Origin of the sequence: Klebsiella sp. R390, from assembly GCF_051131745.1 — a bacterium.
Lineage (GTDB): Bacteria > Pseudomonadota > Gammaproteobacteria > Enterobacterales > Enterobacteriaceae > Klebsiella.
Genome location: NZ_CP180445.1, coordinates 4641517 through 4654301, shown reverse-complemented (window position 1 = coordinate 4654301; position 12785 = coordinate 4641517). Strand labels below are relative to the sequence as shown.

The 12785-nt window shown below is 54.8% G+C and carries 11 protein-coding genes; 3 read left to right on the top strand and 8 right to left on the bottom strand.

What is annotated here, in order from left to right; genetic code table 11:
* Positions 1–49 precede the first annotated feature (49 nt).
* Positions 50–619: a VOC family protein gene (locus ACMYSP_RS21760; RefSeq protein ID WP_434584101.1), complete on the bottom strand. Its 570-nt coding sequence runs from the start codon at positions 617–619 to the stop codon at positions 50–52.
* Positions 620–850: 231 nt separating this feature from the next.
* Here ACMYSP_RS21760 and argS point away from each other — a divergent pair, with 231 nt between their 5' ends.
* Entirely contained in the window at positions 851–2584 is a 1734-nt protein-coding gene (argS, locus tag ACMYSP_RS21755; RefSeq protein WP_434584100.1) for an arginine--tRNA ligase, read from the top strand.
* Between the two features lie 93 nt (positions 2585–2677).
* On the opposite strand, the gene ACMYSP_RS21750 is transcribed toward argS, so the two are convergent.
* A complete protein-coding gene (locus ACMYSP_RS21750; RefSeq protein WP_434584099.1) occupies positions 2678–3817 on the bottom strand; it encodes a glycoside hydrolase family 88/105 protein in 1140 nt (379 codons plus the stop codon).
* A gap of 4 nt (positions 3818–3821) precedes the next feature.
* On the bottom strand, positions 3822–5405 hold the full coding sequence (locus ACMYSP_RS21745; RefSeq protein WP_434584098.1) for an MFS transporter: 1584 nt from the start codon (positions 5403–5405) through the stop codon (positions 3822–3824).
* A gap of 74 nt (positions 5406–5479) precedes the next feature.
* Between ACMYSP_RS21745 and ACMYSP_RS21740 the strand changes: the two genes are divergently transcribed.
* A complete protein-coding gene (locus ACMYSP_RS21740; RefSeq protein WP_326933819.1) occupies positions 5480–5608 on the top strand; it encodes a hypothetical protein in 129 nt (42 codons plus the stop codon).
* Between the two features lie 158 nt (positions 5609–5766).
* Positions 5767–6195, top strand: a complete 429-nt coding sequence (gene uspC / locus ACMYSP_RS21735; RefSeq protein WP_434584096.1) for a universal stress protein UspC — start codon at positions 5767–5769, stop codon at positions 6193–6195.
* A gap of 27 nt (positions 6196–6222) precedes the next feature.
* Here uspC and otsA read toward each other — a convergent pair whose 3' ends face one another.
* The 5 genes from otsA to ACMYSP_RS21710 form a co-directional block, all read right to left on the bottom strand.
* Positions 6223–7647, bottom strand: coding sequence for an alpha,alpha-trehalose-phosphate synthase (otsA, locus tag ACMYSP_RS21730; protein ID WP_434584095.1), 1425 nt, complete (start codon positions 7645–7647; stop codon positions 6223–6225).
* Positions 7622–8425, bottom strand: a complete 804-nt coding sequence (otsB, locus tag ACMYSP_RS21725) for a trehalose-phosphatase (protein ID WP_434584094.1) — start codon at positions 8423–8425, stop codon at positions 7622–7624. Before otsB ends, otsA begins: the two co-directional genes overlap by 26 nt.
* A 160-nt stretch (positions 8426–8585) precedes the next feature.
* On the bottom strand, positions 8586–9566 hold the full coding sequence (gene araH / locus ACMYSP_RS21720; protein ID WP_434584093.1) for an L-arabinose ABC transporter permease AraH: 981 nt from the start codon (positions 9564–9566) through the stop codon (positions 8586–8588).
* Between the two features lie 14 nt (positions 9567–9580).
* Entirely contained in the window at positions 9581–11095 is a 1515-nt protein-coding gene (gene araG / locus ACMYSP_RS21715) for an L-arabinose ABC transporter ATP-binding protein AraG (protein ID WP_434584092.1), read from the bottom strand.
* Between the two features lie 61 nt (positions 11096–11156).
* Positions 11157–12137, bottom strand: a complete 981-nt coding sequence (locus ACMYSP_RS21710) for an arabinose ABC transporter substrate-binding protein (protein WP_434584091.1) — start codon at positions 12135–12137, stop codon at positions 11157–11159.
* Positions 12138–12785 lie beyond the last annotated feature (648 nt).

Below are 12785 nucleotides of genomic sequence, written 5' to 3'. Positions count from 1 at the left end.
CACAGCATGTCATGATTTATCGGTTCAAAAACCGCGTCGCTTCACACTGTCACGCATCAGATTGTTCACTGGCAACAATTTGCTCAATCGACCACGGGTGAAATTTGATGGTCACCGTACCGTCGGTCACCGCCAGCGTCGGGTTCGGCAGTCGTTCGCGCTCTCCTTTCGGTGAGCTGGTTTTGACAAAAATCCCCGGCTGCGCCAGCCCTTCGTCGCTGAGCAGCGCCAGCGCACGGGCATTCAGGGTTTGCGGCTCCCCTGGCAGCACGATCTCAATGTGCTCCCAGCCTTCATGGGGATAACGCTTTTCTCCCGGCCACGGCAGTTCAACAATGTGGAAACGCCAGTGGGCGACGCTGACCGGCTCATCAAGTTTAAACAGGCAGATCGGGCGACCGTTGATGATGTTTTCTGACAGCAGCGTGCCACACTGTTCAAAACCACGACGCCAGCGTTCTGCGGTGGCGTTTTGATGACAGCGCAACGAAATATGGTCGGCATCCAGCGGCGTGATATCCAGCCCCAGTCGCTCAGCCAGGGCGCTTAACGCATCGCTAAAGCGCGGCAGATCCGCGGAAATATCGTCGAGTTCATCAATTTGCTGCCAGTTCGCCATTTTTAACCTCAATCCACGCCAAAGAGAGGGTAATTTATCGCGTTTCCCGGCGGCGACCAACCGGGAATACGGCCGGGCCGTCGCTGAGTGGTTATGGAATAAGCACGCCGCCCGGCCACGCGCGCCAGGTGCTGACGCATGGGCGCAAATGCAGTATACTCCTGCCCTAATTTGTCCACATTCCGGCGCCTCCCCGTAAGGGTTATCGCGCCTTAAAAGTAAGGTATTCCGGTGAATATTCAGGCTCTTCTCTCAGAAAAAGTCAGCCAGGCCCTGGTCGCAGCAGGTGCCCCTGCCGATTGCGAACCTCAGGTCCGCCAGTCAGCAAAAATCCAGTTCGGTGATTATCAGGCCAACGGCGTGATGGCAGTCGCGAAAAAACTGGGTATGGCGCCGCGACAACTCGCTGAGCAGGTCCTGACTCATCTCGACCTCAACGGCATTGCGAACAAGGTTGAAATCGCCGGACCTGGCTTTATCAATATTTTCCTCGACCCGGCCTTTTTAGCGGACAACGTCAACAACGCACTGGCCTCAGATCGCCTGGGCGTAGCCCAACCACAGGCGCAGACGATCGTCGTCGACTATTCGGCGCCAAACGTGGCCAAAGAGATGCACGTCGGCCACCTGCGCTCCACAATTATCGGTGACGCGGCGGTTCGTACCCTCGAATTCCTGGGTCATAAAGTGATCCGCGCGAACCACGTCGGCGACTGGGGTACGCAGTTTGGTATGCTGATCGCCTGGCTGGAAAAACAGCAGCAGGAAAACGCCGGGGAGATGGCGCTGTCCGACCTCGAAGGCTTCTATCGTGACGCTAAAAAACATTATGACGAAGATGAAGTCTTTGCCGAGCGCGCCCGTAGCTACGTAGTTAAACTGCAGGGCGGCGACGAGTATTTCCGTCAGATGTGGCGCCAGCTGGTCGACATCACCATGTCGCAAAACCAGATTACCTACGATCGCCTGAACGTCACCCTGACCCGCGATGATGTCATGGGTGAAAGCCTGTACAACCCGATGCTTCCAGGTATCGTGGCCGATCTGAAAGCCAAAGGCCTCGCCTGTGAAAGCGAAGGCGCGACCGTGGTGTTCCTTGATGAGTACAAAAACAAGGAAGGTGAACCGATGGGCGTCATCATCCAGAAAAAGGATGGCGGCTACCTCTACACCACCACCGATATCGCCTGTGCGAAATACCGTTACGAAACCCTGCACGCCGACCGCGTGCTCTACTACATCGACTCTCGTCAGCATCAGCACCTGATGCAGGCCTGGACCATCGTGCGTAAAGCCGGTTATGTGCCGGATTCCGTACCACTGGAACACCACATGTTCGGCATGATGCTGGGTAAAGACGGCAAGCCGTTCAAAACCCGTGCGGGCGGTACCGTCAAGCTTGCCGACCTGCTGGACGAAGCGCTGGAACGCGCCCGTCGCCTGGTGGCAGAAAAGAACCCGGATATGCCGGCCGATGAGCTGGAAAAACTGGCCAACGCGGTGGGTATCGGCGCGGTGAAATACGCCGACCTGTCAAAAAACCGTACCACCGACTACGTGTTCGACTGGGACAACATGCTGGCCTTTGAAGGCAATACCGCGCCTTATATGCAGTATGCCTACACTCGTGTGCTCTCCGTGTTCCGTAAAGCGGAAATTGACGAGCAAGCCCTGGCCGCGGCACCGGTGATCCTGACTGAAGATCGTGAAGCACAGCTGGCGGCCCGCCTGCTGCAGTTCGAAGAAACCCTGACCGTCGTGGCTCGTGAAGGCACCCCGCACGTGATGTGCGCGTATCTCTACGATCTGGCTGGTCTGTTCTCCGGTTTCTACGAACACTGCCCGATCCTCGCCGCCGAAAACGAAACCACGCGTAACAGCCGCCTGAAACTGGCGCAGCTGACCGCCAGAACCCTGAAGCAGGGTCTGGATACGCTGGGTATCGAAACCGTCGAGCGGATGTAAACGCGGTAAAAAACAAAAAAACCCGGCCTTGGCCGGGTTTTCTTTTTGTCGGCCCGACAGGCGTTGCCCCCAGGCCGTCTTTTTCTCAGTGCATCAGAAATATTTGCGCAGATACTCCGTCAGGCACAGGATCGCCATCGCCTGGCCATAGGGCATTGAAGTCAACGGGATCTCGCGGTAAAAATCGAGATTCGATCCCATTCCGGTACCAAACGACGTTTGCAGCAGCTCGCCTTCCGGGGAGATATGTTTGACGACACCGCGAATGGCCCGCTCCGCCACGGCGGCGTACTCCTGACTGACGTAGCGTTTACGCACCGCTTTAAGAATGCCGTAGGCAAACCCGGCGGTGGCCGAAGATTCCAGATAAGAATCCGGATCGTCCAGCAGGGTATGCCACAGGCCGCTCTCGTGCTGACACGTAGCCAGTGCGGCTATTTGTGCGTTCAGGACCTGCACCAGGTAACGTCTGACGGCGCTGTGTTCAGGTAAATCGACCAGCTCCAGGAAATCCGGGATCACCATCGTCAGCCAGCTGTTGCCCCGTGCCCAGCGGGCCCGGGCAAAGTTATGCTGACCGTCGTAGTTCCAGCCGTGGAACCACAGCCCGGTTTCGCGATCCATCAGATTTTGCACATGCAGTAAAAACTGGTACACCGCCTCTTCCACGTACTGCGGGCGATCGAGCAGTTTGCCAATTTTCGCCAGCGGCAGGACGGTCATCATCAGCGTGTCGTCCCACATCTGCTGATGGTTCTCCTCCGCCAGAGTGATATGCTGCATTCCGCCGTGTTCAGTGCGCGGCATCTCATGCATCGCCCACTCCGCCCAGCTGTCGAGCCACGGCAGATACTCCGGTTTACCGGTCTCCTCGTAGCGATAGGCCAGCGTCAGAAACGGCGCCATGGTATTGACGTTTTTAGTGGTGGCCCCTTCGGCAAAGCGCTCGGCAAACCAGTTGTCGATAATCTCGCACATCGTGCTGTCCCCGGTCTGCTGATAGTACTGATGGATCCCGTACAGTCCGACCCCGTGCGTCCATTCCCAACCGGCCCACCCTTTAGTATCAATCACCCGGCCGTCATCAAGGCGCAGCAGGAATGTCCCGGCATCATCGTGAATATTGACCAGGTTGTGCGTCACTTTCTGGATCAGCGCCTGCAGTTCATTCCGGGCGATAAAATGCTCTGGCTGACGGAGTAATGGGCTATGTTTGACAGGCCAAACCTTCATATCGTTAACCTCTGTTATATGTCGAATTCATTTCTGTACCCTGCTTAAGCGATGGTGCGGCAGGTTTTTTGCGATTCAGATAACCAATATTGTTATTTCCCCACAGCGTGTCGTACGGCATCCCCGCCAGCATCTCCACCACTGCGCGGTCTTCGGCCGTCGACAGCTCCGGCTGCGCGCGTCCTGACTGGCGCATTTTGAGCGTTTCCGCCCGCAGCACACTGTGTGTCGCCAGATTGAGCTTAAAGCGCAATGAGACCAGGAAACCGCAGGCCAGTACCAGCAACGTCCCCACGCTCAGAATCAATAAAATGGTATGGCTGACTTCTTCAGGCTGAACTTTCTGCCCGGAGACGAAACCGGAAAGCTGCATGATGATCCCCACCAGCATTACCGCCCCTGCCTGAGAGGCTTTGCGGGTCAGGGTCATAATGCCGGCGAAGATCCCCTCGCGGCGCTGCCCGGTGATCACCTCATCGACATCTGCGATATAGGTATAGGTATTCCACGGTACATAGTTGATCCCGCCACGGCCCAGTCCAGCGACGGCAGACACTAACAGCAGCAGAGAGTAAACATCGCTCAGACCGGCGTAGTAGAGCAGCGCATATGACAGCGAACTCAGGCCGAACAGCACCACCACCATGCGATAGGACGGTGCCGGGCCAAAGCGGATGCACAGCGGGATCATGGCAATCACCGCAATAAACTGGAAGATAGCCATCGTGCCCAGCAGGTTGGATGCCATTGCGGCCTCCTGCATCAGCACAAAAACCACATAGTAGGTAAACACGGCATTGAAGACGTCCTGGGCGATATAGCCGCCGAGGTACATGCCTAAATGCTGACGGAAAATCTTGATCCGCAGCGTCGAACTGAGCTCAATAAACAGGCGATTAAGGCTCTGGGCCAGCGACAAATTGCGCTTTTCTTCTTCCGCTCGTAGCGCCGCTTCAGACCACTCTTCCCGCGGTCGTTCCCAGGTAAAGAACCAGACGAAGGTGAGCATCAGCGCACAAAGCACCGAGAACACCAGGCTGGCGTAGAAAAAGGAGACCGCATTGTCCTTACCAAAATGGGTCAGCAGAATACCGGGCAGGAACGATGCCAGAATGGCGGACATCTGCGCCATCGAAATACGCGCGCCGGAGAATTTGGTCTTTTGTTTAAAGTCATCCGTCATTTCCGGTACCAACGTTTCGTACGGCACCAGAATCATGGTGTAGACAATATCAAACAGCAGATAGGTGAGCAGGTAGTACCAGAAGCCCATGTCGCCCACCCACATGATGGAGTAGCTGAACACACAGGGAATGCCGAGTAAAATAAAGAACTTGCGTCGCCCGAAGCGTTTACCGAGCCACGTGGTGCCAAAGTTATCGGTCAAAAAGCCCATCAGCGGACTGATAACCGCATCCAGCACCCTCGCCGTCGCGAAGATCAATGTCGCTTCAATGGGTGAGAGACCGCAGAACGTCGTATAAAAGTAGAGGAGCCAGGCCGCCGTCAGGGCGGTGGTCCCGGCCCCAAGGAAATCACCCGAGCCATAGGCAAGATAGTTAGCCAAACCGATTTTACGTGTTTTCATCGCCGCAAATCCTGTGTCTTTTTATTAGAGAACTTCGATCCTCTTTTTGGCGCTGCCAATAAAGGAGTGGATACATGGCTACAGTAAAAGCAGCGACAAAGGGTTACCTTTCCCTTATTGCCAGCCCACTCCCATCCATGGCAAAAACACAAAGAGTCAGCGAACACGCATCACCGATTTATAAAACACCATTTCTTTTATAGCAAAATCAAAGACCATTAAGAAAAGCTGAAGCGCAGAAACGTGATTTCCCACGACAAGAAATTGTGTGACCGGGCTGTGACGAATAGCCCTTGCGGGAGGGTGAAAATGGGAGTAAAGAAAGTGTTAATGGTTGTTTCGCGTATCTCAAGGAGGCCTGATGCCGTACTCACACCTGTTAGTTGCCGTCGCCCCCACGCCAGAAAGCCGCGTGTTGATCAACAAAGCGGTGTCGATTGCCCGCCCGCTTGATGCCAAAGTCAGCCTGATTACCCTGGCCACCGATCCGGAACTTTATAATCAGTTCGCCGCCCCGATGCTGGAAAACCTGCGGGATCTCATGCAGGAAGAGATCCGGGATTTCCTCTCTGAACTGGCAAAAGAGGCCGACTACCCTATCGAAAAAGTGACGATCGCCAGCGGCGAGCTGTGCCATCACATCAACGATTTTTGCCAGCAGTATCAGGTTGACCTGGTGATTTGCGGTAATCACAACCACAGCCTGTTTTCCCGCGCGACCTGCTCGGCAAAAAGCATCATTGGCAGTAGCGGCGTTGACGTGTTGCTAGTGTCGCTGGAAAAAGGCTAACGCCGAAGGCGTCAGCCTGCAGGGTGATCAGGCGGGTTTAGGTAACGCGGAGACCTTCTGCGCTAAGGGGGTATGCTCACCCCGTGGTTTAATCTGCTGGAGATCGCTGATAAACCGCGCCTGCCAGTGGTGGATATCGTTGTCCTTGATCACCGCCATCATCTGCGAGTGGCGCGCAATCCGCTCTTCCAGCGGCATGGTCAGACCGCGGTCCAGCGCCGCCGCTACTTCATCGCGATCGTAGGGATTAACGATTAGCGCGCTGGTTAGCTCATTTGCCGCACCGGCAAACTGCGACAGTACCAGCACCCCCGGATTCTGCGGATCCTGGGCGGCAACAAACTCCTTCGCGACGAGGTTCATGCCGTCACGCAACGGCGTCACCAGGCCGACGTCGGAATAGCGGTAAATCTTCATCAACAACTTGCGCTCAAAATGCTGATTCAGGTAGTAAAGCGGCGTCCAGCCCAGCTGACCATACTGGCCGTTAATTCTGCCGCTCGCCGTCTCCAGCTGATGACGAATATCCTGATAGGCCTGCACTTCGCCGCGCGAGGTCGGCGCAATCTGGGTGTAACGAATCTTCCCGTGGTGTTGAGGATAGTTCTCCAGTAAAGCCTCATAGGCGAGAAAGCGCTCCGGCAGCCCTTTGGAGTAGTCCAGTCGCTCGACGGAAAAGATGTTTTGCACGCTCTTAAGCTCGCTTTTCAACTGCGCCAGTTTTGGCGGCAGCGGGCCTTTGGCGCTTTGGGCAATTTCAGCGGGGTCAATGCCGATTGGGTAGACCTCGGTACGGAAGGTTTTCCCCCAGGCATCGTGATTCCGGTCGCCTCGCGTCACCAGACGGGTCTGCAACGCGACGCTATCCAGAAACGCCAGCCGATCGCTTTCGGTCTGGAATCCCAGCAGGTCGTAGTCGCACAGTTGCTCCAGCAGTTCGGCGTGCGGCGGCAGCGCGTTGAAGATTTCCGGCGTCGGGAAAGGAATGTGCAGGAAAAAGCCCGTGCGGTTGGTCATCCCGCGCCGACGCAGTTCGCTGGCCAGCGGCAGCAGATGATAATCGTGGATCCACACAATATCATCGGGCTCAATCAGCGGCAGGAGTTTTTCTGCGAGGTTTGCATTGACCCGCAGATAACCGTCCCAGGAGGCACGCTGATAATCCACTAAATCCAGGCGATAGTGGAACGCCGGCCACAGCACCGCGTTGGAAAACTGGTTGTAGTATTCATCGTGGTCCTGCTCATTAAGGGTAAAGGACACCCAGGTAATATTGCCGCGCGTGACCCTGGTGAGCGGCTTCTGGTCGTCGCCGATTTCCCCGCTCCAGCCAAACCACAATCCCCCTGCGGCCTTCAGCGCCCCGAGGATCCCCACCGCCAGGCCACCGGCGCTGGCTTTTTTATCATCCGGCGGCGCAATACGATTAGATATGACGATTAAGCGTCCCATGGCCATCCCTCCTGTCGTTTCGCGCATCGGGTTGTTGTCTGTTATTGGCGATGCTAAGTAGCCACTGCTGAACGGCAGCCACATCCGGCAGATGCCAGTGTGCCTGGGTGTCACCACCCCCGACTTTTACCGACATGCCGCCCAGCCGATTCACCACGTTAAAACCGGCTTCATCCGTCAAATCATCCCCCACAAATACCGGCTCACGTCCCTGAAACGGCGCTTCCTGCATAAACGTGGCGATCGCCTCGCCTTTGTTGACGCCGCGCGGCTTGATCTCCACCACGCACTTCCCGGGCTGTAGCGCCAGGATCGGATAGTGCTTCACCAACTGCTGCGCCAGCAACAGCGCCTCGTGGTGGTACTCCGGCGCCTGACGATAATGCAGAGCAAACGCCATCCCTTTACGTTCCAGCTCGCAGCCCGGCATCTCCTCCAGTGCGCTCTGCAGCTGTTCATCCAGTTCTTTCAGCAATGCATCAGGCAAGGAGACGATATGGGTTTTACCATTGATATCGCGGCGCTCAGCCCCGTGAACACCGGCTAACGGTAGCCGATAAGGACGGGTAAGTTCATCAAGCTCAGCCATTGAGCGCCCTGAAATCAATGCCACGGCACCATTGTGCTGCAACACCAGTTGTCGCAGCGCCAGCAGTGCATTAGCGGGGATAACAACCTGATCGGGATGAGGTTTGATATCGGCAAGGGTACCGTCGAGGTCAAAGAAAAAGGCGTAATTTCCGGTTGGCACAGGCGGTACAGATATCTGGTCAGCCACCCTGGTTTCCTCCTTTCATGGCCAGCGAAATGCTGGTTGTTAACGAATTGTTAGCCATGTAAGTATAGACAGTGTGACCGGGATCGCCATTTTTGATTGTTGACGCCAGCGCAGCGGGCGCTGGCGTCAATCGAGGAGTAAACTTGAAGGTTGGGACTCGTTACGCTGCGCGTTTCGCTTTTTGTTTGTAGCGATCGAAGATAACCGCCGCCAGCAGAATCACGCCACGCACCACATACTGCGAGAACGGTGAAATGTTCAGCAGGTTCATTGCGTTCTCGACGGTACCGAGGATCAGGATCCCGGCAACCACATAAGAGATCTTGCCGATCCCGCCTTTCAACGACACGCCGCCCAACACGCAGGCCGAAATCACAATCAGCTCATAGCCAATAGAAGTCATCGGCTGGCCGCTGGTCATGCGCGATGCCAGGATGATCCCCGCCGCGGCTGACACCAGACCGGAAATCACGAAAATGATGATTTTGGTGCGAACCACCGGAACACCAGCCAGACGGGCCGCCTCTTCATTGCCGCCAATCGCCAGGGTATTGCGGCCAAAGGTGGTTTTGTTCAGCAGCAGGCCGAAAACAATCAGGCAGGCGACGGTCAGCCAGATCGGCGCCGGCAGACCAAACCAGTTGGCATAACCTAAGGTAAAGAAGCGTTCATCTTCGATACCGACCGCTTTACCATCGGAGATGATATAGGCGAGCCCACGCACAATCTGCATCGTGGCCAGGGTGGTGATCAGGGCGTTGATCTTCAGCCGGGCAATCACGAAGCCATTAACCAGCCCGCTCAGCGCTCCCAGCAGCAAACCGGCGGCAATGCCGATCCACATGCTTTCCGTCAGGTTGATCACCACCGCGGTGGTCACCCCCGCGCAGGCGATAACCGACGCAACCGACAGGTCAAAATCGCCGGACGCCAGGCAAAACAACATCCCACAGGCCACCATGCCGGACATGGAAATCGCCAGTCCCAGCCCTTTCATATTGATGAACGAGGCAAAGTTAGGCACAAAAATCACGCAGCCGATAAACAGCACGGCAAAGACCACGAGCATGCCAAACTGATCCCAGATTCGGGCAAAGCTGAATGCGGAACGGCTGGCGTTTGGGGTAGTAACAGAGGACATCTTTGACTCCTTACTCAGGCGACCGCCTGGCTCACTTTTGGCATCGCAAGGCTTAACGCCTGCTGTTCATTGGCATCTTCATGCAGCAGTTCACCCGCCACTTCGCCTTCGCGCATGACCACAATGCGATCGGCCACACCGAGCACTTCCGGTAAGTCGCTGGACGCGAACACCACCGCCACACCAGAGGCCGCCAGGGCATAGATGACGTTATAAATTTCGTGTTTCGCCCCTACGTCAATCCCACGGGTAGGTTCATCCAGCAGGATCACTTTCATCTCTTCCGACAACCAGCGCCCAAGAATCGCTTTCTGTTGATTACCGCCGGACAGATTCATAATTAACTGTTCGGCACCGGGGGTTTTAATGTTGAGCGCGTTGATATGATGCTCGGCGTTCTGCGCTTCCCAGCCGTTATTGATAATGCAACCGGCATGGATATGCCGACGCCGGGCGCTGATATTGATATTGTCGCGTACCGAATGAACCGGAATAATGCCTTCGGCTTTACGATCCTCCGGGCACAGCATCATCCCGGCCTCAATTGCCTGGGCCGGTTTGCGAATATCAATTGCCTGCCCGTCGATATAGACCTGGCCGCCGGTAATGCGGGTGCCGCCAAACAGCCCTTTCAGTAATTCACTGCGCCCGGCGCCCACCAGCCCGAACAGGCCGACGATCTCGCCGCTGCGCACCGACAAACTCACCGGCTCACGCACGCCAGGGGCTTTCACCTGCTCAAGACGCAGACGCTCCTGGCCATATTCACGCGGTTTCCAGCCGTAAACATCGCCCAGCTCGCGCCCCACCATCGCCTGGACCAGCGCATCATGGTTAACGGTGGCCATATCATCAAAGGTGCAGACATAGCGGCCATCTTTGAAGACGGTGATCGCATCGCTCAGTGCGAAAATCTCCTCCATTCGGTGCGACACATAAATAATGACGCGCCCTTCCTGCCGCAGTTCGCGGATGACGCGGAACAGATTGTCGATCTCACGGGCCGAAAGCGAACTGGTCGGTTCATCAAAGGCGATCACTTTGGCGTTACGGGTGAGCGCTTTGGCTATTTCCACCATCTGCCACTGGCCAATCGAGAGGTATTTCAACGGCGTTTCCGGATCGATATCTAAACCCAGATGCTCAAGCTGCAGACGGGCTTCGTAGTTCAGCAGCGAGCGGTTCACCAGCCCGTATTTATGCGGGATCTGGCCGAGGTAGATATTCTCCGCGACGGTCATTTCCGGGATCAGGTGTAGCTCCTGATAAATAATCGCCACGCCGGCGTTGAGCGCTTCGGTGGTGTTGGTAAAGACCCGGGGCTGTCCACTAATCTGCAGATCGCCTGAGGTCGGAATATAGTTGCCGCTAAGGATTTTCAGCAGCGTAGATTTCCCGGCGCCGTTTTCTCCCATCAATGCGTGTATCTGTCCGCTATAGCAGTCAAAGCTAATATCAGACAGCGCTTTAACGCCGGGGAAAGTCATGGTGATACCGCGAAATGAGAGATAAGGGGTAGACTGTTGCATAACGACTCCGCTCTTCTGGACTCAGCCTCCCGCGCGAGCAGGAGGCGTGGTAAGCCAGGCCTTACAGCCCTTTCTTCGCCAGCTCTTCTTTGAAATTGTCGCGAGTGATCAGTACCACATCGGTAACCGCGGTGAATTTTGGCGGTTCTGCGCCTTTGGTCACCCAGTTATAGAGCATCTCACTGGTTTTATAGCCGTGGATATCCGGGCTTGGCAGCAGAGAGCCGTAGAAGCCGGTCGCCTGGGCTTTCGACAATTCGTTCACCGCATCAACACCATTAATACCGATGCCAATCACGTCTGCAGCTTTAAAGCCCTGCCCTTCGGTTGCGCGCACGCCGCCAAGCACGGTGTTGTCATTCATACCTACGATCAGCCAGTGTTTCACCTGCGGATGCTGAACCAGCATTGAGTTACCGGCATCGAAAGCGCCTGGGATATCGTTAGATTTAGTCGGCACGCGGTAGATCTGTTTCTCCGGGAAGCCGGCCGCTTTCAGGGCATCCATCGAGCCGGTAGTACGACGGCGGGCGGTATCGAGCTCATCGGCGGTAATGGCCATCACGCCGGTTTCCTTGACGTCCCAGCCGCGTTTTTGCATCTCTTTGTACAGTTCCTGGCCCTGACGCGCGCCGATTTCACTGGCGGCCATCATTACCAGCGGTACGCTGTCCATCGGCTTGCCTTTGGCATTGACAAACTGGTCATCGACGGTGATGACTTTCATATCGTAGCCGCGCGCTTTCGCAACAATAGCGGCCCCCAGTTTCGGGTCTGGAGTACAGATAACAAAGCCTTTGGCGCCGCTGGCCGCCAGGCTATCGATAGCGTTGAGGGTTTTCTCGCCATCCGGCACCGCAATTTTAATGACCTCAAACCCTAAATCTTTGCCGGCCTTATCGGCAAATTTCCATTCGGTTTGAAACCAGGGTTCTTCCGGTTGTTTCACCAGAAAACCGAGTTTAAGGGATTCAGCCATAGCTGATTGTGACATAACCGCAGCGAGACCGATCGCCGCCAGCGCTTTAGTAAATTTGTGCATGGTAAACTCCAGCTTTATTTCGCTTTTCTGTAGGGAAGTATCGGACTTAATTTTTTTATCGGACATAAAACAAGGCATTAGACGAAACCGCAACCCATACTGCCGTTGTTCATTAAGTAATAACCGGAAATCAATTCTCCATACGAGAGCATTATCACATCGCGGAATTACAGTAATTGCGTGCATAGATTCAGCGAAAAAAGACATAAAAAAAACGCCAATTGTCAGACAATTGACGTTATAAATAGCAAATTTATCCATACTGACAGCAGAGTTATCCTTGTGACGCGCATACCGCTGCCAGGCCATTGCTGACAGGTCTGGCGGGACCAGCGCGCCACGCTCGTGTAGAAACGCAGCCACACCATTTATTTTGACATTTTTTTCGCAATATTTATTCGTTATGACCGAATTATTAACGTCAGGTTAAATTCTTATTTAAGATAAACATCGTAGCTCTAATATTTTTATCTAAAAAATAAAAAGCACATTAAAATCAATGCAATAAGAAAATAAAAAATGAGAATAAACCATAAAACAATACATTTAACAGGGATGTTGTAACGAAACGTAAATACCAATACTTGAGAGTTTTCTTAATTCATTCTTACGCGTATTCTATATTTATCGATAGTCGAAAATAAATTA

What these genes read in the sequence shown, in the direction of transcription:
- ACMYSP_RS21760 (WP_434584101.1), bottom strand. Translation starts at nt 619, where the DNA reads ATGGCGAACTGGCAGCAAATTGATGAACTCGACGATATTTCCGCGGAT.
- ACMYSP_RS21750 (WP_434584099.1), bottom strand. Translation starts at nt 3,817, where the DNA reads ATGAAGGTTTGGCCTGTCAAACATAGCCCATTACTCCGTCAGCCAGAG.
- ACMYSP_RS21745 (WP_434584098.1), bottom strand. Translation starts at nt 5,405, where the DNA reads ATGAAAACACGTAAAATCGGTTTGGCTAACTATCTTGCCTATGGCTCG.
- ACMYSP_RS21740 (WP_326933819.1), top strand. Translation starts at nt 5,480, where the DNA reads ATGGCTACAGTAAAAGCAGCGACAAAGGGTTACCTTTCCCTTATTGCC.
- uspC (WP_434584096.1), top strand. Translation starts at nt 5,767, where the DNA reads ATGCCGTACTCACACCTGTTAGTTGCCGTCGCCCCCACGCCAGAAAGC.
- otsA (WP_434584095.1), bottom strand. Translation starts at nt 7,647, where the DNA reads ATGGGACGCTTAATCGTCATATCTAATCGTATTGCGCCGCCGGATGAT.
- araH (WP_434584093.1), bottom strand. Translation starts at nt 9,566, where the DNA reads ATGTCCTCTGTTACTACCCCAAACGCCAGCCGTTCCGCATTCAGCTTT.
- araG (WP_434584092.1), bottom strand. Translation starts at nt 11,095, where the DNA reads ATGCAACAGTCTACCCCTTATCTCTCATTTCGCGGTATCACCATGACT.
- ACMYSP_RS21710 (WP_434584091.1), bottom strand. Translation starts at nt 12,137, where the DNA reads ATGCACAAATTTACTAAAGCGCTGGCGGCGATCGGTCTCGCTGCGGTT.